Annotated in this window: 19 protein-coding genes; 13 read left to right on the top strand and 6 right to left on the bottom strand. The window is 66.7% G+C overall.

The features are described 5' to 3' along the window. The first annotated feature begins 77 nt into the window (after positions 1 to 77). Genes AC27VE_RS22925 through AC27VE_RS22885 form a run of 9 tightly spaced genes read left to right on the top strand, consistent with a single transcriptional unit; the run spans position 78 to position 9075 of the window. A complete protein-coding gene (locus tag AC27VE_RS22925; protein ID WP_488705064.1) occupies positions 78 to 611 on the top strand; it encodes a hypothetical protein in 534 nt (177 codons plus the stop codon). 1 nt (position 612) lies between these two features. After that, a complete protein-coding gene (locus AC27VE_RS22920; protein ID WP_488705063.1) occupies positions 613 to 1722 on the top strand; it encodes a M14 family metallopeptidase in 1110 nt (369 codons plus the stop codon). A 37-nt stretch (positions 1723 to 1759) separates the two neighbouring features. Next, positions 1760 to 2773, top strand: coding sequence for a quinone oxidoreductase family protein (locus AC27VE_RS22915; protein WP_488705062.1), 1014 nt, complete (start codon positions 1760 to 1762; stop codon positions 2771 to 2773). Then, positions 2770 to 3192 (top strand): PaaI family thioesterase, encoded by a 423-nt coding sequence (locus AC27VE_RS22910; protein ID WP_006227806.1) that lies wholly within the window; start codon positions 2770 to 2772, stop codon positions 3190 to 3192. The genes AC27VE_RS22915 and AC27VE_RS22910 overlap by 4 nt, the downstream gene beginning before the upstream one ends. Before the next feature lie 27 nt (positions 3193 to 3219). After that, positions 3220 to 4866, top strand: a complete 1647-nt coding sequence (locus tag AC27VE_RS22905) for an ABC transporter substrate-binding protein (protein ID WP_006227807.1) — start codon at positions 3220 to 3222, stop codon at positions 4864 to 4866. 10 nt (positions 4867 to 4876) lie between these two features. Continuing rightward, positions 4877 to 5848, top strand: a complete 972-nt coding sequence (locus AC27VE_RS22900; RefSeq protein ID WP_488705061.1) for an ABC transporter permease — start codon at positions 4877 to 4879, stop codon at positions 5846 to 5848. 1 nt (position 5849) lies between these two features. Beyond that, entirely contained in the window at positions 5850 to 6737 is an 888-nt protein-coding gene (locus AC27VE_RS22895; RefSeq protein WP_488705060.1) for an ABC transporter permease, read from the top strand. Between the two features lie 26 nt (positions 6738 to 6763). Next, entirely contained in the window at positions 6764 to 8305 is a 1542-nt protein-coding gene (locus tag AC27VE_RS22890; RefSeq protein ID WP_488705059.1) for a class I adenylate-forming enzyme family protein, read from the top strand. Further along, positions 8302 to 9075, top strand: a complete 774-nt coding sequence (locus tag AC27VE_RS22885) for an SDR family NAD(P)-dependent oxidoreductase (RefSeq protein ID WP_488705058.1) — start codon at positions 8302 to 8304, stop codon at positions 9073 to 9075. Before AC27VE_RS22890 ends, AC27VE_RS22885 begins: the two co-directional genes overlap by 4 nt. Positions 9076 to 9095: 20 nt before the next feature. Here AC27VE_RS22885 and AC27VE_RS22880 read toward each other — a convergent pair whose 3' ends face one another. Then, positions 9096 to 10076, bottom strand: coding sequence for a LysR family transcriptional regulator (locus AC27VE_RS22880; RefSeq protein WP_280026246.1), 981 nt, complete (start codon positions 10074 to 10076; stop codon positions 9096 to 9098). A gap of 181 nt (positions 10077 to 10257) precedes the next feature. Between AC27VE_RS22880 and AC27VE_RS22875 the strand changes: the two genes are divergently transcribed. The 3 genes from AC27VE_RS22875 (at position 10258) to AC27VE_RS22865 (ending at position 13730) form a co-directional block, all read left to right on the top strand. Further along, positions 10258 to 11580 (top strand): MFS transporter, encoded by a 1323-nt coding sequence (locus tag AC27VE_RS22875; protein WP_488705057.1) that lies wholly within the window; start codon positions 10258 to 10260, stop codon positions 11578 to 11580. Positions 11581 to 11610: 30 nt separating this feature from the next. Continuing rightward, positions 11611 to 12921: an ArgE/DapE family deacylase gene (locus AC27VE_RS22870; RefSeq protein ID WP_488705056.1), complete on the top strand. Its 1311-nt coding sequence runs from the start codon at positions 11611 to 11613 to the stop codon at positions 12919 to 12921. A 188-nt stretch (positions 12922 to 13109) separates the two neighbouring features. Continuing rightward, positions 13110 to 13730: a glutathione S-transferase family protein gene (locus AC27VE_RS22865; protein ID WP_488705055.1), complete on the top strand. Its 621-nt coding sequence runs from the start codon at positions 13110 to 13112 to the stop codon at positions 13728 to 13730. Positions 13731 to 13759: 29 nt separating this feature from the next. Here AC27VE_RS22865 and AC27VE_RS22860 read toward each other — a convergent pair whose 3' ends face one another. Next, a complete protein-coding gene (locus AC27VE_RS22860) occupies positions 13760 to 16093 on the bottom strand; it encodes a cytochrome P450/oxidoreductase (RefSeq protein WP_488705054.1) in 2334 nt (777 codons plus the stop codon). Between the two features lie 107 nt (positions 16094 to 16200). Here AC27VE_RS22860 and AC27VE_RS22855 point away from each other — a divergent pair, with 107 nt between their 5' ends. After that, positions 16201 to 17001 carry an IclR family transcriptional regulator gene (locus AC27VE_RS22855; protein ID WP_488705053.1) on the top strand — a complete coding sequence of 267 codons (801 nt, stop codon included), beginning with the start codon at positions 16201 to 16203 and terminating at the stop codon, positions 16999 to 17001. Here the strand turns inward: AC27VE_RS22855 and ligD are convergent, their stop codons facing one another. The 4 genes from ligD to AC27VE_RS22835 form a co-directional block, all read right to left on the bottom strand. After that, on the bottom strand, positions 17002 to 19503 hold the full coding sequence (gene ligD, locus AC27VE_RS22850) for a DNA ligase D (protein ID WP_488705052.1): 2502 nt from the start codon (positions 19501 to 19503) through the stop codon (positions 17002 to 17004). Position 19504: 1 nt separating this feature from the next. Further along, positions 19505 to 20425 (bottom strand): non-homologous end joining protein Ku, encoded by a 921-nt coding sequence (ku, locus tag AC27VE_RS22845; protein WP_088587448.1) that lies wholly within the window; start codon positions 20423 to 20425, stop codon positions 19505 to 19507. A gap of 65 nt (positions 20426 to 20490) precedes the next feature. Continuing rightward, positions 20491 to 21612 carry a PepSY-associated TM helix domain-containing protein gene (locus tag AC27VE_RS22840; protein WP_488705051.1) on the bottom strand — a complete coding sequence of 374 codons (1122 nt, stop codon included), beginning with the start codon at positions 21610 to 21612 and terminating at the stop codon, positions 20491 to 20493. 34 nt (positions 21613 to 21646) lie between these two features. Beyond that, complete coding sequence (locus AC27VE_RS22835) at positions 21647 to 23863, bottom strand: TonB-dependent receptor family protein (RefSeq protein ID WP_488705050.1); 2217 nt, start codon at positions 23861 to 23863, stop codon at positions 21647 to 21649. Positions 23864 to 24008: the final 145 nt, after the last annotated feature.

Genomic DNA, 24008 nt, shown 5'->3' with positions numbered 1-24008 from the left:
CCGACCGTGGGGGGGGGGGGGGGGGGGGGGGGGGGGGGGCCCCCCCCCCCCCCCCCCCCAACCGGGGCGCCCGCCCAGTGCATCTGCCTGAAGGCAGCGAAGACGCCGCCTGGAACAACACGAACTTTCCGGCCGGCCTGCTGGGCGTGCCCGACTTCTTCACCTGCGGCCACCTGACGCGCCACCTCGTCTTCCGGCCGGAATGGCAGGAACACGCCAACGGCGCGCGACGCATCGAATCGCTGATCGCCGTCCACCCTGATCCTGCCTCGCTGCGCGCCGGCTATGAGCGCGTGTTCGGACCGATCGCCATCAGCGAGCTGCCCGACGGCGGCCTGCAAGTACGGCGCGGCAGCCTGCGCATCGACTTCCTGAGCCCCGCCGCGTTCGAACAGCGGTATCCGCGCGTCCGCGTCCCGGCCGGCTTGCCGGCATCTGCCCACGGCGGCTGGTTCGCGGGATCGGTGATCGGCGTGCGCGATCTGGCGAAGACGCGCGCCCTGTTCGACGCCAATCAGGTGAACTACCGCGCCAACGCGCATGGCGAACTGGTGGTGCCGCCCGAAGACGGGGCCGGCGCGCTGCAGGTGTTCGTCCAAGAGGCGGCCTGACATGAGCGATACCCTGCCCGATTACTGGGACTGCTTTTCGATCGATTACGCGGCGGCGCGCCAGGCGTTCGTCGCGGCCGCGACGCAACGCGGCGCGGCGCTGTCGCGCCATGAGCATCCCACGCTGAAAGATCCGCACGGCCAGGCGCTGAGCGTGGATGTTGCCGTGCTGGGCCGTGCCGACGCCCCGCGCACGCATCTGGCGATCAGCGGCACGCACGGCCTGGAAGGCGCGGCGGGCTCTGCCGTGCAGATCGGCTGGTTGCGCGCCGATGGCGGCAATCCCTTGCCGGAAGACGTGAACGTGGTGCTGGTGCACGCGCTGAATCCTTACGGCTACGCGTACGACACCCGCACGACCGAAAACAACGTCGACCTGAACCGCAACTTCATTGACCACACGCGTCCAACGCCGGCCAACCCGCATTACGCCACGCTGCATCCGCATCTGATTCCAGACGCCTGGACCGAAGCCAGCCTGGAAGCCGGCGCACGCGCCGTCGAGGCGTTCCGCGAGACCCACGGCGCCGACGCGCTGTTCAACACCACCGCCAGCGGCCAGTACACGCATCCGGATGGCCTGGTCTACGGCGGCAGCGGCCCCGAGTGGTCCAACCGTACCCTGCGCCGCATCGTCGACGAACATCTGGCCGCCAGCGAACGCGTGGCCTTTATCGACTGGCACACCGGCATCGGCGAATACGGCGAACCCTTTTTCTTGTGCTTTAACGACGAAGGCAGCGCCGAACAGGCGCAGGCCGCTCACTGGTGGGGCGCCGACCGCGTCCGCGACCAGCGCCCGCATGGCCTGGCCCGCCCCGACTACCAGGGCCTGGTGTTCCGTGGCGTGCAACAGGCGCTGGGTGACCGCGCGCTGGCCGGCGCCGTCGTCGAATTCGGCACGCGCGGCCTGCAGATGCGGCCCGCGCTAAGGCTGGACCAGTGGCTGCGCTTCAAGGCCCCGCACGCGCCCGATGCCGCCCGCGACGCCCAGTTGCGCGCCGACCTGGTCGACGCCTTCGTGCCCGTATCCAGCGTGTGGCGGCGTAGTGCGCTGGCCCACGGCCTGACCATCACGCGCCAGGCGATCGCCGGCGTGGCCGCTTGGTAAGCCTTTTCCCTATTTCCTCTTCCTACTATTGGCAGTCATGAAAGCAATTGTTTTGCGTGAACACGGCGGCAACGACAAGCTCCGTCTGGAAACCGAATTTCCCGATCCCGTCGCCGGGCCGGACGACGTCGTCATTCGCGTGCGCGCGTCCTCGTTGAACTACCACGACGTATTCACGCGCCGCGGCATGCCCGGCATCAAACTGCCCTTCCCCGTGATCATCGGCCTGGACGTGGCCGGCGAGATTGTGCAGACCGGCGCCAACGTGCGGGACTGGAAGGCCGGCGACCGCGTGCTGGTCGACCCGATCGACCGCGTTGACGGCGGCCTGGTGGGCGAAACCATCCACGGCGGCCTGGCCGAGCTGTGCCGCGTGCCGGCGCACCAGTTGCTGCGCCTGCCCGATGAGGTCAGCTTTGAACAGGCCGCGGCGCTGCCGGTGGCCTACGGCACCGCGCTGCGCATGATGAATCGCATCGGCCAGATCCAGGCCGGTGAAAAGGTGCTGATCCTGGGCGCCAGCGGCGGCGTGGGCGTGTGCGCGGTGCAATTGGCCAAGCTGGCCGGCGCCGAAGTCATCGCTTGCGCAGGTACGCCGGAGAAAGGCGAAGCGCTGCGCGCGCTGGGCGCCGACCACATCATCCTTTACACCGAGGAAGACTTCCTGAAGGCCGTGCAGGAACGCTTTGGCCGCCCTGCCCGCCGTCGTGGCACCAAGTCTGGCGGCGTGGACGTGGTGGTGAACTTCACGGGTGGCGACACCTGGGTGAAATCGCTGCGTTGCCTGCGCCTGGGCGGCCGTCTCTTGACCTGCGGGGCCACCGCCGGCTTCGACCCCAAGGAAGACCTGCGCTACATCTGGACGTTCGAGCTGCAGATCCGCGGCTCCAACGGCTGGGACCGCGAAGACCTGCATGAACTGCTGGAACTGGTGCGCAGCGGCCGCCTGCACGTGGAAGTGGACCGTAGCTGGCCACTGGAACAAGGGGCCGAGGCATTGGCATCGCTGGAAGATCGCAAGATCGTCGGCAAAGTGCTGGTGACGTCATGAGCAATGTGCTGAACGCCGCCCAGATCCAGGCCAAGTTCGACGATTCTCCCTTCATCGCATGGCTGGGCCTGTCGGTCAGCGCCGTGGACCACGAGCGCGGCGAACTGACCGTGCTGGCGCCGATGCGGGCCGAATTCGAACGCGGCGCCGCCAGCGGCCAATGGCATGGCGGCCCGTTGGCCGCCGTGATCGACACCGTGGGCGATTTCGCCGTCGGCATGCTGCTGGGCCGCGGCCTGCCCACCATCAACTTCCGCGTCGATTACCTGCGGCCCGCCGTCAACACCGGCCTGACCGCGGTGGCGCGCGTGCGCCGCAACGGGCGCAGCGTCGGCGTGGCTGACGTGGACCTCTACAACGACCAGGGCGCGCTTGTCGCCATCGGCCGCGCCACCTACGCCACGCTCAGCCAAGGCTGAGCCGCGTTACCCAACAAGGATGCCATCATGACCCAAGCTCCGCGCCTCGGACGGCGCGCCTTCCTGACCCGCACCGCCGCAGGCTCCCTGGCCGCCACCGGCCTGGGCGCATTGCCGCAGGCGCTGTACGCCGCCACCGCCCAACCGGGCGCGGACGCTGGCCCCGCCCGCAAGGGCGGCACGCTCGTCGCCACCTGGGGCGGCCTGGAGCCGCAAGCGCTGTTCGTGCCCGGCGGCGGCGGATCCAGCCCGTTCCAGACGTCCACCAAGATCCTGGAACGGCTGTTAAAGCTGGATGCCGACCTGAAATTCCAACCCGCGCTGGCGCTTAGCGTCACCCCGGCGGCGGACTTCCGCAGCTACACCATCAAGCTGCGCGAAGGCGTCACCTGGCACGACGGCGCACCCTTCACGTCGGCCGACGTCGTCTACAACGTGCTGCAGCATTGGAAGCCGATTTCTGCGGGTATCGCGCTGAAATCGTTGACGGACGCCACCGCGCCGGATGCGCAGACGGTCGTGCTGACCTTCAACGCGCCCGTGCCGGAATTCTTCCTGAAATCCACGTTGTCCGGCCAGTATCAGCTGTTGGTGCCCAAGCACCTGTATGACGGCAAAGACCTGATCACCAACCCGCTGAACAACACGCCGGTGGGCACGGGCCCGTGGAAATACGGCAAGTGGGTGCGCGGCAGCCACGTGGAATACCAGCGCAACGACAAGTACTGGAACCCGGGCGAACCCAACCTGGACAAGCTGGTCATCCGCTGGTGGTCCGACCCCGCCTCGCGCGGCGCCGCGCTGGAAACGGGCGAGCTGGGCCTGGCCTATTCCAATCCGGTTCCCGCCCGCGACATCGACCGCCTGGTCAAGACCGGCAAGGTCGTCGTGGACACGCGCGGCTACCAGAACACGGCCTGGACGGTGACGGCCGAATTCAACCAGCGCCGCGACATCGTCAACCGCCGCGAGGTGCGCCAGGCGATCCTGCACGCCATCGACCGCCAGTTCATCGTCGACACCATCTATTACGGCCGCGGCAAACCCGCCATTGCCCCCATCTTCAGCAGCAACCCGCTGTTCTTCACCGAAGACGTGCCGCGTTATCCCTTCGACCCGAAGAAAGCCGCGTCGCTGCTGGACGCCGCCGGGCTGCCCGTCAAGGACGGCAAGCGCTTCACCGTCAACCTGGTGGCCGCCGCGTGGTTTGAAGAGAACGCCAAGCTGGGCCAATACCTGAAGCAGGCGCTGGAAGACGTGGGCATCGCCGTCAAGCTGGATTCGGTGGACCGCGCGACGGCGCTCAAGCGCATCTACGGCGACTACGACTACGACATTGCGGTGTCCAATTTCACTTCGCCGCTGGAACTGGTGCCAACCGTGACCCAGTTCTTCACCACCGATGGCATCGTGAAGGGGGCCGCCTTCCGCAACGCCACCGGCTACTCCAGCCCCGAGATGGACGCGCTGGTCGGCAAGCTGGCGGTAGAAACGGCGCCCGACGCCCGCAAGGCGCTGGCCGCGCAGTTCGCGCGCCTGGCCTCGACCGACGTGCCGATCGTGCCGCTGGTGGAAATCCAGTCGTTCACGCTGGCCGGCAAGAACGTGCGCAACTTCACCACCGGCGCCAACGTCCAGGGCGAAACCCTGGCCGACGTGTGGCTGCAAGCGTAAGAGATCCGCCATGCCGTTGCGTTTGATCTTGCGCCGCCTGCTCCAGGCCGTTCCGCTGTTGCTGGGCGTGGTGGTGCTCAACTTCGCCCTGATCCAATCCGTGCCCGGCACGTTCCTGGACGTCATGACGGCCGAGCAGCAGGTCACCGACCCGGCGCTGATCGAACGCCTGCGCGTGACGTATGGGCTGGACCAGCCGCCGACCGTCCAACTGCTGAAGTACATCGGTTCGGTCGCGAGCCTGGATTTCGGTTATTCGTACCGGCACAACCTGCCAGTTCTGGACGTAATCCTGGCCCACCTGCCGGCCACGCTGGTACTGATGCTGGCCAGCATCGCCATCGCCGTGCTGGTCGGCATGGCGGCGGGCATCGTGTCCGCCATCAAGGTCAACACCTGGTGGGACAGCGCGGTCTCGGCGTTTGCCGTGCTGTGCTTTGCCGCGCCCAGTTTCTGGCTGGGCATCATGCTGATCATCCTGTTTTCGGTGAAGCTGGGCTGGTTTCCCGTGGGCGGCATGGTCACCATCGGCCTGGACGGCGGCTTGTGGCGGCAGGCGCTGGACGTGCTGCATCACCTGGCGCTGCCCGCCATCGCCCTGGGCCTGTTCTATTCCGCGGCCTATGCCCGCGTCATGCGGGCGTCGATGCTGGAAGTCAGCCGCATGGACTACGTGCGCACCGCCTACGCCAAGGGCCTGACGCGCACCGCCGTGGTGGTGCGGCACATTCTGCGCAACGCGGTGCTGCCCATCGTCACGCTGCTGGGCCTGCAACTGGGCTCGGTGTTGGGCGGCAGCATCGTGGTGGAGGCCGTGTTCAGTTGGCCGGGCATCGGCGGCGTGCTGTTCGACAGCGTCATGAGCCGCAACTACCCCGTCGTGCTGGGCATCCTGGTGCTGAGCTCCTTCGTGGTGGTCCTGGCCAACATCGTCGTCGATCTTCTCTACACGCGGATGGACCCGCGCATCAAGGCTGTCTGATATGTCCGCATCCCCTACGCTTGCCACCCTGCCCGTCGCCCGCGCAACCCCTCGCCCCGCGTCGTTCGCCGCCCGATTCGTCCGCAACCGCGGTGCGGTGGCGGGCGCGGTCGTGCTGCTGCTGATCGCCCTGCTGGCCGCCAGCGCCGGCTGGCTGTATCCCATCAATCCCCTGCGCATCGTCGGCGCGCCCGAGATCTGGCCCTTCGAATCCTGGCGTTATCCGCTGGGCACGGACTCCATGGGCCGCGACATCGCGGCGTTGATCGCGCATGGCGCCCGCGCCACCCTGCTGATCGGCCTGGTCGCCGCCGCGGCCGCAACCGTGATCGGAGTAAGCATCGGCGCGGCCGCCGCCTGGTCCGGCGGCTGGATCGACGAAGTGCTGATGCGCGTCACCGAACTGTTCCAGATCATTCCGAACGTCGTGTTCGTATTGACCATCGTGTCGGTGCTGGGCCCGCACATCGAAGCCATCACGCTGGCCGTCGGGCTGGTGTCGTGGCCGCCCATCGCCCGGCTGACCCGCGCCGAATTCCTGTCTTTCAAGGAACGGGAATTCGTGCAGGCCAGCCGCGCCGTGGGCATGAGCCCTTTGCGCATCGTCGCCGCCGAGATCCTGCCCAACGCGCTGCCGCCCGTCATCGTGATGTCGTCGCTGGTGGTGGCGGGCGCCATCCTGTACGAATCGGTCGTGTCCTTCCTGGGCCTGGGCGACCCCAACATCGCCAGCTGGGGCCGCCTGGTCGGCGAAGGCCGCAGCTTGATCCGGTCCTCCTGGTACATCTGCGCCGTCCCCGGCGTCGCGATCATGCTTGCCGTGCTGTCTCTGAATCTGGTCGGAGACGGCCTGAATGACGCGCTCAACCCCAAGCTGCAAAAGCGTTAAGCGCCAAAACTCCCGGAATTTCCCCAATGACGCATCCTCTGAAGAACCTGGGCGATCTGGCTGACCCCAGCCGCCCCGCCACCCTGCCCGCCATCGTCGACCTGCGGGTCGCCGACGCGCCTGTCCGCTACACGCACGGCGACATCCATCAACTGGCCGGTGGCGTCGCCGCATGGCTGACGGCCCGCGCGTTGCCGGCCGGCTCGCGCATCGCCATCGCCGCCTTGAACCGCGCCGAATACCTGATTACCTATTTCGGCATCATGCGCGCCGGCTTCGTGGCCGTGCCGATCAACATCAAGCAGACGCAAGAGAACATCGACTACGTGATCCGCGACGCCGGAATTGCCCTGGCCTTCGTAGACAGTGCGCGCCGCGCCGCCTTCGAGGCCACGGTGCCGGTGCTGGATTTCGATGAAGCCGGACCGCAGGGCTTTGCCGCGCAGATCGTGCCGACGGCCTTCGACACCGTTACGCCCGCGCACGACGACGTGGCGCAGATGCTGTACACGTCAGGTTCCACCGGCAAGCCCAAGGGCGTGCCGCTGACGCACGCGGGCCAGCTGTGGGCGCTCGGCGCCACGTCCGGCTCGGCGGCCGTACCCGATCGACAGGAACACTACCTGCTGGCCCAGCCCCTCTTCCATATGAACGGCCTCTTCATGGCCAAGCGCGCATTCGCCAGCAATAGCCTGCTGGTGATCCAGCCGGCGTTCGACGTGGCCGCCTATGCCGATGCGCTGGAACGCTACCGCATCACCGTCCTGACGGCCGTGCCCACCATGTTCGCCCGACTGGTCAAGGAGCCTGCCTTGCTGCAGGGCCGTGACCTGTCTGCGTTGGGCCGCGTCATGCTGGGCTCTGCGCCGATGACCGTGGCGCTTTACGAGCGCATCCAGCAGGCCCTGCCGCAGGTGCGCATCACCCACGGCTACGGCACCACCGAAGCCGGGCCGGCCGTGTTCGGCCCGCATCCCGACGGCTTGCCCACGCCGCCGCTGGCGGTGGGCCATCCGATCGATCCGTCCCACGTCCACCTGGCCGACGGCCCCAATCCGGATGAAGGCGTGCTGCTGATGAAGAATCCGGCCGTCTTGTCGGGCTATCACAACCTGCCCGAAAAGAGCGCGCAAGTGCTGCGGGACGGCTGGTATTACAGCGGCGACGTCATGCGCCGCGACGCCCAGGGCTTCTACTATTTCGTGGGCCGCGCGGACGACATGTTCGTCTGCGGCGGCGAGAACATCTATCCCGTCGAAGTGGAAAAGCTGCTGGAACTGCATCCGGATGTACGCCAAAGCTGCGTTGTGCCCCTGGCCGACGAAGAGCGCGGCCAAATCCCCGTCGCCTTCGTGGTGCGCCGCGACGGCAGCGCCCTAGACGCGGACAGCCTGAAGCGCCATGCGCTGGCCAACGGCCCCGCGTACCAGCACCCGCGGCGCATCCGCTTCGTCGACGAACTGCCGTGGGCCGGCACCAACAAGGTCGACCGCAACGCCCTGCTCTTGCAGGCGCGCGCACTGGAAGCCCGCCAGACCTGGACAACCCCTGAAACGGAGGCCGCATGAGCCACGCATCTGACAGCTTGACCGGCAAGACCGCATTGGTTACCGGCGCCAGCCGCGGCATAGGCCGCGCCATCGCCCTGGCTTTGGGGCGGCGTGGCGCGCACGTCGCCGTCCACTACAACGCCGCCAGCGACGCCGCCGACGACGTCGCCGACCTCATCCGCGCAGCCGGCGGCCAGGCCTGGACGCTGCGGGCCGACCTGTCCGCGCCCGAGGCGGCGTCCGACCTGGCGCGCGACCTGCGCCAGACCCTGCTTGAACGCAACGGCGACGGCGGCCTGGACATTCTTGTGAACAATGCCGGCGTCGGCCTGCGGGCGCTGCTGGCGGACGTCACCCCCCAAGACTTCGACCGTGTGCTGCAAGTCAACCTGAAGTCGCCGTTCTTCCTTATCCAGCACTGCCTGCCGTTCCTGCGCGACAACGGCCGCATCATCAACATTTCGTCGATGGGCACCCGGGCCGCCTATCCCGAGATGAGCGTCTATGCGCCTGCGAAAGCGGGGCTGGAAGCGCTTAGCCTGCTGCTGGCCGCCGAACTGGGCGCACGCGGCATCACGGTCAACGCGGTCCTGCCGGGCGCCACCAGCACCGACCTGAACCAGCGCGCGCGCGACCCCGAGATCAGCCAAGTCATTGCCAAGACGATTGCGCTGGGCCGCGTGGGGCAGCCGGAAGACATCGCGGACATCGTCGCGTTCCTGGCATCGCACGAGGGCCGCTGGATCACCGGCCAAAGCATCGACGCAACCGGCGGGCAGCGCCTGTAGTTCCAGCCCGGCGCTCTGGCCTATTGCACGGCCAGTTCATGGGAAGCCAGGCGTTCCGCCATGGAATAGCCGTCGATGTAGTCCCGGAAATGCTTCAGGAACGCCGTCTCGGCGGGCGTCAGCTGCGCGTCGCGGTGCCACAGCAGATGCAGCTCGACCGAGCAGACCCCTTCCCCGGGCGGCAGGCGCCACAGCCGCCCTTGTTCCAGGTCCGCCTGGACGCTGTGCTCCGGCAGGCAGCCGATGCCGAACCCCGCGATCAGCAGGCGCTTGACCTCGTCATGCTGCGTCGATGACGCCACGATGCGGCCTGAAAAGCCACGCTGGTCGCGGAAGATGGTCAACGGGGACAGGCTGTCGCCCAGGGCATCGCTCGCAAACGACACGAAATTCTCGCCCAGCAAATCCTCGATGCGGATGTCGGGCTTGCCGAACAAGGCATGGTTGCGCCCGCAGAACAGCGCATACCGCTGTTGCAGGAACACTTTGCTCTCCAGCCGCTTGGGCATCCGGCGGCTTAATGCGATACCCGCCGTGGCGGCCCGCTGCTGCATCAGCGTGACGATTTCGCTGCTAGGCATCACGTCCATCTGCACTTCAATCCGCGGAAAAGCACGATGGAAATCCGCCCAGAAGTTGTCGTAAACGGTCGAGTGGATCCGGCTGGCCACAAGCAGATGGATCCGCCCCGTGGCTTCCACCTTCGTTTGCGAGACATCCGTCAGCAACTGGGACACGCTGCCGTAGATGGCCTCTGCCGCCCGGCAGGCTTCCTCGCCGGCGTTCGTGATCGTGAATGCGGTGTTGTGCCGCTCGATCAGCCGCCGCCCCAGCTGATCTTCCAGGCGCTTTAACGCCTGGCTGACCGCCGATTGGGTCAGGTGCAATTTGGTGGCGGCGCCGCTGATGCTGCGTTCCTGAACAATGACCAGAAACGTACGGAGCAGGTTCCAGTCCAGCCGATCGCCGGTGCGGGTGTCGAGAAGCGTGGCAGGTGTCATCAGGGTCGCGCGCCGTTAATCGATGTTTGGCCTTGCCCGGCGAAAACAGGCGGGAGGCCCCGTGTTTTCGCCGGACATCAAATTGGCTAAAGTCGATTATTAGAAAGCATAAATTGACGTTATGTCGAGCTCGGAGCGATAAACGCGCCTTCGAACAACGATATTCAGCCAAGAGGAAAACATGGCCGCTCCCGCCACTCCTTCTACGGCGCGTCAGCCCGTTCGGGCCGCAACCGCCGCATTCGTCGGAACCACGATCGAATGGTATGACTTCTACATCTACGCCACGGCCGCCGCTCTGGTATTCGGCAAGGTGTTCTTTCCCACCGCCGACCCCTTCATCAGCACCATGGCGTCTTTCGGCACGTTCGCCGCCGGCTTTCTGGCGCGGCCGCTGGGCGGCGTCATCTTCGGCCACCTCGGCGACAGAGTCGGCCGCAAGAACGCCCTGATGGCCACCCTGGTCATCATGGGCGTGGCCACGGTCGGCATCGGCCTGCTGCCCAGCTACGCCACCGCCGGCCTGTGGGCCCCCGCCCTCCTCTTGCTGCTGCGTCTGGCGCAGGGCCTGGCGGTCGGCGGCGAATGGGGCGGCGCCGTGTTGATGGCGGGCGAGCACGCCTCGCAGGCCCGGCGCACGTTCGCCGCGTCGTTCGCGCAGTTGGGCAGCCCGGCGGGATTGATCCTGTCGTTGCTGGCCTTCCGCCTGCTGACGACGCTGGACGAAGCCGACTTCGTCAGTTGGGGTTGGCGCGTCCCGTTCCTGATCAGCGCCGTCCTGCTGGTGGTGGGCTATTTCATCCGCGTTGGCGTCAATGAATCGCCCGACTTCGCGCAGGTCCTCGAACGCCAGGAGCGCGCGGAGATTCCCGCCAAGGAAGTGCTGCGCACTGCCTGGCGCACCGTCTTGCTCTGCATGGGTGTCTGCACGGTGGCGATCGGCGGCATCTACTTCACCAACACGTTCATGCTGTCGTACACCACGCAGACGATGGGCCTGCCGCGTACGCTGATCCTGGACTGCCTGTTCGTCGTCGCCATCATCCAGTTCCTGGTCCAACCGCTGGCGGCGTGGCTGGCGGACGTGCTCGGGCCCAGCCGCGTGCTGATCACCGCCGCGGCGTGTTCGGTGCTGGCTCCTTACCCGATGTTCATGCTGGTCAGCCAAGGCACCGCATTCAGCATCATCGCCGGCATCTCCATCGTGCTGGTCTTCATGGCCGCGATCTATTCGGCAATGGCCGGATACATCAGCTCGGCGTTCGCCACGCACGTGCGCTACTCCGGCATCTCGCTGTCGTACCAACTGTGCGGCGCAGTGGCCGGCGGCATGACGCCGCTGGTCGGCACCTGGCTGACTTACCACTATCCCGGCCAATGGCTGCCGCTGGCGATCTTCTATTCGACCTTGTCGGCCATCACGCTCTTCTCGCTCTGGGCGCTGGCCGGCCACAAGCGCCGCCTGGCCCTGAACGCGCCGCGCGCCTCCGTGTCGGCCGCATGACCCAATCCCACCCTCTTTGAAGGAATCCGCATGACGCAATCCCCCTCTCCCCAGCCGCTCACCGAAGCGCAGACCCGGCGCATCCTCCAGGCGGTCGACGCGCAATTCGACGCGCAGTTGGCGTTCACCCAGGACCTGGTCCGGTTCCCGTCGCTACGCGAGCAGGAACATACCGCCCAGGATTTCCTTTATGAAGCCATGCGCCAGCGCGGTTTCGCGATGGACCGCTGGCGCATCGACGTCAAGGACATCGAGTCGCATCCCGGCTTCGGGCCCGTCACGGTTTCCTACGAAAACGCCTTCAACGTCGTCGGCACCTATCGCCCGGAACAGCAAGCCGGCCGATCGCTCATCCTCAATGGACACATCGACGTGGTGCCGACCGGCCCGGTCGACATGTGGAGCCGCTCACCGTGGGATCCGGCGATCATCGACGGCTGGATGTATGGCCGCGGCGCCGCCGACATGAAAGCCGGCCTGGCCGCCAACCTGTATGCCTACGACGCGGTGCGCGCCGCCGGTTACGCGCCCGCCGCGCCCATCTACTTCCAATCGGTCGTCGAAGAGGAATGCACCGGCAACGGCGCGCTGGCGGCGCTGTTGCGCGGCTACCAGGCCGACGCCGTCATCATTCCCGAGCCCGAAGAGAACATGCTGGTGCGCGCCAACGTCGGCGTGCTGTGGTTCAAGGTCCGTGTGCAGGGGCATCCCACGCACACCCGCGAAATGGCCAACGGCTTTAACGCCATCGATGCCGCCTATGCCGCGATCCAGGCGTTGCGCGGTCTGGAGGCCAAATGGAACGGCCAGCACCACTGCCACCGCCACTTCGAACACCTGGACCATCCCATCAACTTCAATATCGGCAAGATCGAGGGCGGAGACTGGCCGTCCACGGTGCCGCCCTGGTGCGAGTTCGACGTGCGCGCGGCGATCTACCCGGGTACCACCGCCGATGAGGCCCGCGAGCAGATCGACGCCTGCCTGCGCGACGCCGCCACCGACCCACGGTTCGGCGGTACGCCGCCCGAAGTAACCTACACCGGCTTTTATGCCGAAGGCTATGTGCTGGAGGAAGGCAGCGACGCCGAGAACACCCTGCGCGAATGCCACAAGCAGGCCTTCCAGAGCGACCTGGAAAGCTTCACCACGCCCGGCTACCTGGATGCGCGGGTGTTCGTGATCTACGGCAATATGCCGACGTTGGTCTACGGTCCGAAATCGCTCGACATCCACGGTTTCGACGAACGCGTCCACATCGAGTCCCTGCGCCTCATCACCAAGGCAATCGCCCTGTTCATTGCCCAATGGTGCGGCGTCACCGAGTCGGCAACGGCATGATGCCGGATGGTCGGGGCGCCCTGACGCGGCGCTCCGGCCATCCATCGACCACGAGCCTCGCGCGCAGGAAGCCGCCGCTGCGCCCAGCGACGCGCCAACCGAACAAGAGTTTGCTATCGTGATCGGGGTTCGGGTCCCAACGCAACACGACCCGGCGACTTCTTGCCCCATACCGATAGAGGATGACGATGGCCCGTTGGACCTTTTACTCCGCCCCTGGCACGTGCGCGCTGGCGACCCACATTGCGCTGCACGAAGCAGGCGCCGATTTTGACCTGGTCAAGCTGGATTTTGCCGCGGGACAGCAGCAAAGCCCCGAGTACCTGCGCGTGAATCCCAAAGGCCGCGTGCCGGCGCTGGCCACCGAGCAGGGCGTGCTGACCGAGACCCCCGCCCTCCTCGCCTTTGTGGCGCAGCGCTTTCCGCAAGCCAGGCTGGCGCCGCTGGACGATCCCTTTGCCTACGCGCGAATGCAGGAGCTGACGAGCTATCTGGCCGCGACGGCCCACGTGGCGCACGCGCATAAGCGGCGCGGTGCGCGCTGGGCCGACGACGCCGCCGCGCACGAGGCCATGCGCGCCAAGGTCCCGCAGACGATGACGGCCTGCGCCGCGTATCTGGAAGGCCAGATTGTCGGCCCGTGGGTCGCGGGCGAGGAATACAGCGTGGCCGACGGCTACTTGTTCACCATCGGCAGCTGGCTCGAAGGCGACGGGGTCGACCTGGCGCAATTTCCGAAGCTGACTGCCTACCTGGCCCGTGTCGCCGCGCGACCGGCCGTGCAGCGCGCCGTGGCGGACGCCCGCTAGCGGCACCGACGCCGCGCCTGCCCGGCCGTTCAGAGTTCCAGCACGATGCGCTGGCCGCAGGCGCGCGAACAGCAGCTCATCATCTTGCGATTGGCCTCGCGCTCGGCGCGGGTCAGCACCACATCGCGATGGTCGATGTCTCCTGCCAGCACGCTGACCTCGCAAGACCCGCACAGGCCTTCTTCACAGTCGCTTTGCACGTCAATATTGGCGGCACGCAACGCAGCCAGCAGGGTCTGGTCGGCGCGCACGGTCACCACCAGCCCCGAGTCTTTCAGCTCGGCCTCGAACGCATGCTCGCGCTCGGGGTCCAGCGTGCCCAGCGTCGAATGGAAATGTTCGACCCGCAATGCGTCCTGCGGCCAGTGCGCACAGGCTTGTTGCAGCGCGTCCAGCAGGCGTTCGGGCCCGCAGGCGTAGATCTGGGTGTCTGCGTCGGGCTGCGCCAGAAGCGCGCCGAAGTCGTTGCGACTGCCCTCTTCGCTGATATGGATGTGCAGCCTGTCGCCATGCAGGGCGGCCAGTTCCGCCAGCATGGCCATGCCGGCGCGCGTGCGGCCGCTGTAATGCAACGCGTAATCGATGCCCAGCGCTTGTGCGCGCCGCGCCATGGCGCTGATGGGCGTAATGCCGATGCCGCCCGCAACGAGGACCACCTTGGCCGCGCTTTCGTCCAGGCGGAAATGGTTGCGCGGGCCGCGGACCCGCAGGCGCTGGCCGGGTTTCACGTTGTCGTGGACCCAGGCCGAACCGCCGCGCCCGTCGGTTTCCCGCAGAACGGCGATGCGCAGGCGGGTGGCGTCCGCCGGGTCGCCGCAAAGCGAGTATTGCCGGGACAGGCCGGTGTCGCCGCATTCGATGTCGATATGCGCGCCCGGCGCCCAGCGCGGCAGCGCCTTGCCGTCGGGCGAGGCCAGCGTCAGCATGACGATGCCGTGTGCGGCCGGCTCCACGCGTTCGACGACAAGCGTGCGTGCGCTGGCGTGGGCCGAGGGCTCGCCGATGCGCACCGGTTGGCGTTGCGCCAGCAGCTCAGGCTGGTTGCGTTCGGGGTTCTGCGCCGGGTCCCACTCGACCCACAGGTGTTCGGGGCCGCGGAACGAGGTGTTGGGCACGTAGGTGAACTGCTGGGCTGCCAGGCGCAAGTGCGGCAGCCGGCGCGTCAGCTCCTCCAGGAAAATCTGCATCTCCATGCGCGCCAGGTTCTTGCCCATGCATTGATGCGAACCGTACCCGAAGGTGAGCTGGTCGCTGGCGTTGTCGCGCCGGATGTCGAACAGGTCGGCATCGGCGAACTGGCGCTCGTCATGGTTGGCGGACGAACTGACGATCAGCAGCTTGGAGCCCGCCGGAATCGGCATGCCGGCAATGGTGGTGTCGCAGGTGGCCAGCCGGCGCCACGCCGCGACCGACCCGTTGTGCCGCAGGCATTCTTCGACCGCGTTGGGAATCAAAGACGGGTCTTCGCATAGGTCGCGCCACGCGTCGGGGTGCTGCAGCAGCAGCTTCAGCGCGTTCGCCGAGGCGTTGGCCGTCGTTTCGTGCGCCGCGACAATGCCCGCCATCATCATCGAATGCAGGTAGGAATCGGTGACGACGTCCGGGAAGTCGCGTTGCTTGCGCAGGCCATATTGCATCCAGCCGGGCTGGTCAGGGTCTTGGCGCATCTTGTCCAGGATCTTGCCGGCCAGCTGCCAGAAATTGCCGACCGCGTGCGCCACGGCCACCTGTTCCTCGGGCTTGGGACGGCCCCAGGTATTGACCGTGTGCGCAATGGAATAGCGGCGCAGCAGATCCATGTCTTCTTCCGGGACGCCCAGGAAATGCAGCGCCACCGTCAACGGGACTTCCCAAAGCAACTGGTCGACCAGGTCGGCGCGGCCGTCGTTGATGAAACGGTCGACATACTCGCGCGTCAGGCGGCGCACCATCGGTTCATGGTGTTTCAGCGCTTCGGGCGTGAACGGTTCCATCAGCACGCGCCGCCGCGGCATGTGGGCCGGCTCGTCTTCGTTGACCAGCGTGCGGTTCATCGCATAGCCGTACGACGCCAGCACGGCGTTGGCTTCCGGACCTGTCGGGGTGATTTTCTCAAGCGCGATCGACGGGCTGAACGTGATGTTGTCCCGGAAGATCGCCTTGATGTCGTCGTAACGGGTCACCACCCAGTAGCCCAGCTTCGGGCTATAGAAGACGGGTTCCTGCTCGCGCGCCCATCGCACGTACTCGGGCGGATCCTGCTGGTAGCCGTCGCCGAAAGGGTCGAATTCGGCGGCGCGCTCGCTGACGTGCACGGGACAGCCGCTGGCGGCGGCAGCCGCATGCATCGGACAGCCGGTCGCGGGTTGGGCGGGTTGGGACATGTCTCTACTCCGGGTAGTCATCTGTTTTATGCGTAAATCATATACGCATTGCGTAATTCAATAAACCCGGTTTACCCTTCGCCTCTGTCCCCTTCCGACTTCCCGCCATGACTGCCACCCCCGATCTTCCGCGTCCCCGTGAACGCCGCCAGCGCGTGCAGGCGGCCGAGACCAGCATGGCCGTCCTGAAAGCACTGGGCGAGCTTGGCGGCCGCGCGGGATTGAGCGTGATTGCCGCCCGGATCGAGGAAAGCCCCGCCAAGGTGCACCGTTATCTCGTCAGCCTGATGGAAGGCGGGCTGGTCGGTCAGGACGCCGCCACCCAGCAGTACTTCCTGGGATTGGAGACCTTGCTGCTGGGCCTGGCGGCCATGCGGCAGGCCGATCCCATCCGCCTGGCTGAAGCGTCGCTTATCCGGCTGCGGGAAGCGCTGGAAGTCACGTGCTTCGTAGCGGTGATGGGCAACAAGGGGCCCACCATCGTGCGTTTTGAAGAGCCAGGGTTGCCGGTCACCGTAAACGTGCGCGTGGGGTCGGTGTTGTCGATGCTGTGGTCAGCCACCGGCCAGGTCTTGTTGGCGACGCTGGACGAGACCGCCGTGCGGGCGTTGGCCGAAGCCGAGCTGGAGGCCGCCACGGCCGAACAGCGGGCGATGCTGCATGCCGATGACCCGATTGGCGCGCTGCAGCGGTCCGTGCAGGCGGCGGGCTGCGCCGTGGTGCGCGACACGAACTTGCGCGGCATCAGCGCCGTATCGGCCCCGATCTACAACTATGCCGGCCGGCCCTGCGCCGTGCTGACCGCGCTGGGCGCCACCGGCGGCTTCGATCCGTCCGCGGATGGCCGCGTCGGGCTGGCGGTGCGCCAGGAGGCGCAGGCCATCAGCCGTTTGCTGGGCAACACCTAGTCATTTGCCAGGCCGGAAATCGATTGCGGCCATGGCCCGCCCCACCGCCTGCGGCGCATACCCCTCCCAGGGCGTATTACCGGCGTCCAGGCGCGCATGGATATTGGCGATGGTCCAATGCGCGCCGCCGCTGAGTTTCGCCAACTCTTCCCACGCCACCGGCACCGACACGCCCAGCCCCGGCCGCGCCCGGGCGGACCAGGCCGCCACCGTGGTGGCGCCGAAACCGTTGCGCAGATAGTCGACGAAGATCTTGCCGACCCGGTTCTTCGGCCCGCTCTTGGCCACGAACTGCTTCGGCAGCGTTCTTGCCAGATGCGTGACGATCGCTTGCGAAAACGCCTTGATGGTGTCCCAGTCGTACTGCCGGCGCAGCGGCACCACTACGTGCAAGCCCTTGCCCCCGCTAGTCTTCAACCAGGGCGTCAGGCCGATTTCGTCAAGCAGGGTGTGCACCAGCTGGGCCGCCTGCTGCACGGCTAGCCAGCCCACGCCTTCACCCGGGTCCAGGTCGAACAGCATGCGGTCGGGCTTGCCGATCGCGGTCTTCACGGCGTTCCAGGTGTGGAATTCCACCACGTTCATCTGCACGGCAGACAGCACCGCTTCGGCGGTCGGTACCTCCAGCAGCGGCGGATGGCCGGGGTCCAGCTTGGGCGGCAACGATTTGACGCCCGGCATGGCGGCTTCCAGGTGCTTCTGGAAGAACAGCTCCCCCTGGATGCCGCCCGGCGCACGCAGGAACGAGACGGGGCGGGATTTCAGGTGTTCCAGCAGCAGGGGCGCGACCAGGCCGTAGTAGCGCGCCAGGTCCAGCTTGGTCAGCCCGGTCGACGGGTCGATGACCCGTTCGGGATGGGTCAGCTTGCCGATCTTGCCCGCGGGCTTGGCCTGCGCCTTCGCGGCGGGCGCTCGCGTGACTGCGGCCGCCCTTTCGCGGGTGATCTCGCGCGCCGGCTTGTCCGTACGCAAGCCCTGGAACACGGCGTGGCGGATATGCCCGCCGCTCGTCCAGTCGCCGAACGCCACTTCGGCAATCAATTCCGGCTTCACCCATTGCACGCCCCTGCCCTCGCCTCCCGTCACCGGCTTGTCGCGGGTTTCGATACGGGCAAGCTTTTGCTGAAGCGATAGCAAGCCTTGGCGGTCGAAGCCGGTGCCGACCTTGCCGGCGTAGCGCAATGCGCCGTCGTCCTCGTGCACGGCCAGCAACAGCGCGCCCAGGCCCTCGCGCGTGCCCTGCGGCGCGGTGTAGCCGACGATGACGAACTCCTGGCGGCGCCCGCACTTGATCTTCAGCCAGTTATCGCTGCGACGCGACACGTAGGCGGCGGATTGGCGCTTGGCGATGATGCCTTCCAGCCCCATCTTGCAGGCGGACGCCACCAGATCGGCAGGTGTCTGGTCGAACGCTTCACTGAACCGCAGATGGTCGTCGTCGCTTGCGGCCATCAACTGCGCCAGCAACGCCCGGCGCACGCGCAGCGGTTCCTGGCGCAGGTCCCGTCCGCCGATGAACGGCAGGTCGAAGGCGTAGAACACGATGCCCCCGGTGGCTTCGCCGTCGAAGGCGTTTTGCAGCGCCTGGAAATTGGGCACGCCCTGCTTATCCAGCACCACGGCCTCGCCGTCCACCCAGGCGCATTTCGCTGGCAGCCGTCCGAAGGCGTCCACCAGATGCGGCAACTTGGCGCTCCAATCGTGTCCATTGCGCGTATGGAGGGTGACGGTGTCGCCGTCCAGGCGCGCCAGCAGCCGATAGCCGTCGAATTTCAATTCATAAAGCCAGTCTTCCGAGCCCGGCGGTATGCCGTCCGCCAAGGTGGCCAGTTGCGGTTTCAACGACGCCGGCAGCTCGGCTGCCTGGCCCGGCAATGCCGCCTCGTCCCCTTTGGATTTCGCCCTCTCCTCCTTGGGCTCCGCTTGCGGACGCGCTTTCGCCGGCGTCTTCTTGCGCAAGGGCACCACGCTGTCGGGCATTTCGTCGACCACGCTGAATTCGCGTTCGCGGCGCGCAAAGTCGTCGCGGTCCTTGATCAGCAGCCACGCCGGCTGCTTGTCGGATTCCTTGCCCTTCATGCGGACCAGCGCCCAGCGGCCTTGCATTTTCGTGCCCTGCAGGTCGAATTTCAGGTGCCCGTCGCGGTAGCCCTTGCGCGCATCGCCGACCGGCATCCAGCGGCCCTCGTCCCAGATGATGACCTTGCCGGCGCCGTACTGGCCCTCGGGGATCTGGCCTTCGAACTGGTTGTAGGCGATGGGATGATCTTCCACCTGCACGGCCATGCGCTTGACGGCGGGATCGTAGCTGGGGCCCTTGGGTACCGCCCAGCTCTTCATCGCGCCGTCCAGCTCCAGCCGGAAGTCATAATGCAGCCGGCTGGCCCAGTGCTTCTGGATGACGAAGGCGCGGGCCGCTTCGTTTGCCTCGCCGCCCTCGGCGGGTTCCGGGGTGACCTTGAAGTCGCGCTTCTTGCGATAGGTCTTCAGGCTGTCGGCCATGTCACGCCGCCTTGCGGGGCCGCGCCGCCTTGGTGGCCTTGGCCGCCTTGGCCGCTTTCGCGGGTGCCTTCTTGGCGGGCGTCTTGCGGGCCGCGGTCTTCTTCGCTGCGGCGGGTGCCGCTTTCTTTCCGCCCTTCAGGCTGCGTTGCAGCAATTCGGTCAGATCGATCACGTTGTCCGCATAGGCGGGCGTTTCCTCTTGCGGCTCAAGAACGGTCTCGGTCTTGCCGGCCTTGACCTTCTTGGCCACCAGGCCCATGACCGCCGCCTTGAATTCGTCCTTGTACTGCTCGGGGTCCCACTTGCCAGACATGTCTTCGACCAGCATCTTGGCCATCTTCAGTTCGCTGGCACTCGGCGTCATCCCGCGGGCGCCGGACTTGGGCAGGTCCAGCTCGTCTTGCGGCTTGACGTCGTCACCCCAGCGCATCAGGTTCAACACCAGCGCATCTCCGGACGGGATCAGCGCGGCCAGATGCTGCTTGGTCTGGATAACTACCTTGGCGATCCCGATCTTGCCGGTCTTGGCCAAGGTGTCGCGCAACAAGGCATACACCTTCTGGCCCTTGTTGATCGGCGCAACGTAGTAAGGCCGCTCCAGATAGACGAAAGGCACATCCCCCGCATCGACGAACTCTTGTATTTCAATGGTTTGCGTCGTGCGCGGATAGGCGTCGGCAATCTCTTCCGGGGAAATGATGACGTACTGGCCGTCTTCATACTCCACGCCCTTGACGATATTGTCCTTGTCGATTTCCTTGCCGGTGCGCTTATTGATGCGCTTATACCCGACCGGATCCATGGAGCGCTTGTCCAGCCAGTCGAAGTCCACGCCGGACTCCGTGGTGGCAGTGTGCAGGCCGACGGGGATGTGTACGAGGCCGAAGGAAATGGCCCCCTTCCAGATGGTTCTTGTTGCCATGATCGACTCCTCTAAACCGGGAAGTGATCAGCAAATAGTATTCCCGCGCCCCGCCGGGCGCCACGTCAGCGGCTGCGCGCCTTGGCCGTTGCCAGTTTGACGGCGCGGCGGCGCCACCAGAGCCATACGCCGCTGATGCCCAGGCCACCCAGCGTCAGGCCGCCCAAGGCGACCGCGGTTTCCAGCGCCACGCCGCCCAGTTCGCCCGTGTGCAGCGGGTAGACCACGGCCGTCGCCCGTGCGCCCGGGTCCAGCGTGTTCCAGCGCTGGACGGCCAGCACGTCGGCCGTGCGCGGGTCGATCCAGACGGAAGTCATGCCGTTGGGATGGGGGTCATCGCCCAGCATCATGCGGAAACGGGTCGGCGCGCCGGCGTGCGGCGGCACCACGATATAGCCGATGGGCGCCGGTTCCTGGAATTGCGCCACGGCTTTTTCGGCCAGTTGATCCAGCGTCAGCGGCTGCCCGGCAACGGCGCTGGCGGCCACGGCCGGCAATTTCGGCGCTTTGACCGGGGCGGCGCCACTTAGCCACGTTACGGCCGCGCCCAGCGGACGCCACGCCATGTAGGCGCCGGTGGCGACCGATACCGCGATCAGCAGGCCCAGCGTGGCCCCGCCCACCCGGTGCAGGTCGAACAGCGATCGCAACAGTCCTCGGTCCAGTGCGATGTTCCAGCCCTTGGCCCAGTGCCGCGGCCACCACAGGATCAGCCCCGTGATCAGCAGGAACAGGTAGGCCAGCGCCACCCAGGCCAGAATGGCCTTGCCGGTGCTGTCCAGATACAGCGCGCTGTGCAGCTTGAACAGCACATTGGCCGCGCCTTCGGTTTCACCGCGCCGGCCTTGCTCGGCACCCGTGGCCGGGTCCAGGTAGAGCGTGCCGCGCCAGCCGCCGCGCACCCGCACTTCCAGCGTTTCGCCCGGGGCGCGGGCAGGCCGGAACACCAGGTTCGCGCCGTCGCCGAATTCCTGCCGGGCCGACCGCAGCACGGATTCGAGCGTGACGCCCGCCTGGCCGGGAGCCAAGTCCGAACGGGCCTGGAACAGCTGCGGATTCGCCCAGCGGTCCAGAGCCGGCGTGACGACGAGCGCCGCGCCGGACAGGCCTGAAAAGATCAGGATCCAGCCGGCGCTAAGCGCCAGCCAGCGATGCACCCGCAGCCATACGCCGCGCAGGCCTTTCACAAGAACGATCCGGTCAATGCAATGCTCACGGTGCTTAGAAGGCCATCGAGGCCTGCATGTAGATCGTGCGCGGCTGCCCCACGAACTTGCCGCCGTTGTTGTCGGTGGAGCGCGTGTAGTAGCGGCGGTCGAACAGGTTTTTCACGCCAACGGCGAGTTTCAGGTTATTCATGTCGCGGCCGAAATCATAGCCTGCCCGCAACGCCACCGTGGCGAAGCCAGGGATGTCGCCCAGGCGTCCGCTGGCGTCTTCCTCGGTGACGTAGCCCGCGCCGGCATCCGGCGAACCCGGCGACCGCTGCTTGGACTGCGCGAAGACGTCGGCATTGAAGGTCCAGCGCTGCACCGCGTACCGGGCGCCAACGGACGCCACCTGGCGCGAGTACAGGGGCAGGTCGCGGCCCTCGAAGGCGCCGGCCTTGGCAATGGCTTGCGTGTACGTATAGGTGGCGTAGACGGACAGGCCGCGCAAGGCGTCGCTGAGGTCGCCCATGTCGTAGCGCAAGGCGGATTCCACGCCGCGATGGCGGGTGGCGCCCAGGTCGGTCCACATGCCCTCACCTACGATCGAGCGCGTCAGCTGCAATTCCTCGTCGAAGTCGATGTTGAACAGCGTGAGTTCGCCGCTCCAGGCCTGGCCCGCGAAGTGCGTGCCGATTTCATAGGTCTTGGCGGTTTCGGGGTGCAAGCCTTCGGTGGTGGACGCCAGTTGGCTGTACTGCTGCGGGCCGAACGACTTGCCGGCGTTGGCGAACAGCGACCACTTGTCGTCCACGCGGTACAGCACCGACAGGGTCGGCAGGGTCACGCGCGAATCGATCGACGGCGACAAGGCGCTGGTGACGGCGCCGGTCGCGGTGTTGAAGTTGGTGACGTTGTTGTAGGTGCTGATGCTTTCGAAGCGCACGCCGGGCGTGATCGTCCACTTGCCGATGTCGATACGATCGTCGATGTAGAAGGCGTGGGCGGTGGTGCCGCCGTCGCTCGTCTGGTAGGTGGGCATGTTCAAGTCGAACGCATCGCCGCCGGCGGCCGGGTTGTAGTAGGCGGTGCGCCCGGCCACTTCCGAGCTGCTTTCCTTCAGGTAGCGGTAGCCGACGGTGACTTCCTGCACGAACGAACCCGAATCGAACAGGCGCGAATAACGCGGTTCGAAGCCGAAATAGTGGTAGCTGCGCGGCGCGGTGGTCAGGCGGAACTGGTTCGCCGTGGCGCCGGTGCCGCCTTGCTCGATATAGCTGCCGCGGTAGGAATCCACGTAGTACGTCAGCACTTCGAAGTTGTTGACGCCGTCATTGTGCGTGTACTTCAGCGAACCGTCGGTACGGCGGCCCGTGAACTGGTCGTATTGGCGGGTCGACTGGAACGGGTCTTCCGAGTATTGCGCGGTGGTCAGGCCGCCGGGCATCCGGCCCTTGCCTTCGAAGTGGTGCAGCGACACGGCCACGTCGTCGGTCGCCGAAAAGCGGTAGGCGCCCTTCAGGATCACGTCGTCGATGTCGGTTGAATCGTTGCTGGAACGGTAGCCGTCGCCATGCGTGCCCGAATACAGCAGCGCGCCGCCCAGGCCCTTGTCAGTGGTGCCGCCCACGAACAGGCTGGGCGTGGTCTTGACGTTGCCGCCATGGCTGTAGATTTCGCTGCCGACGTTCAGGCTGGTCGTGAAGTCCTGCGGGATGGCGCGCGTCACGAAGTTGATGATGCCGCCCACGTTCTGCGGGCCATAGCGGACCGAACCGGCGCCGCGCACCACATCGACCGATTCCAGGTTGCCCAGCGACACGGGCGCCAGCGACAACTGCGGCTGGCCATAGGGGGCGTAGGCCATCGGCACACCGTCCATCAGGATGGTGGACCGGGGCGACAGGCGCGAGGTCAGGCCGCGCACGCCCACGTTGAGCGACACGTCGCTGCCGCCCGTGCCGTTGCTGTCCTGCACCTGGACGCCGGGAATCTGGCGCAGCACGTCGCGCACGCTGCTGGACCCGCTTTCCTGGATCTGCTGCTGTTCGACCACGGTGCGGGCGCCTGGGTGGGACAACACTTTTTCTTCGGTGGGGGTGCCCAGCCAGTCGCCGGTCACGGTCACGGCAGCCAGTTCCCCGGCTTGTCCGGTGGCGGCCGCAGGCGCGGGGGGCGCCGTCTGGGCGTGCGCCATGCTGGACAGGCCGGCCAGCGCGGCGGCAATCGCCGCGGCACGGCGGTTCAGCGGGAACCCTGCCCGCGCGTTCTGATTTCTGGCCTTAGCCATCTTGCTCTTCTCCAAGCGCCGTTTGAGGCGTCACCATGATTGGCGGTCATCCTCAGTGCGACCTAGGAGCAGCAAGAGTCAATGACGCGAAAGCCGGACCATCGGGGGCCGACTCCGGGCGGGAGTATAAATAGGATCCATTTGC

The organism is Achromobacter sp. 18P8.1.1, from assembly GCF_057799415.1.
This window is presented reverse-complemented; position numbering and strand designations above follow the sequence as displayed.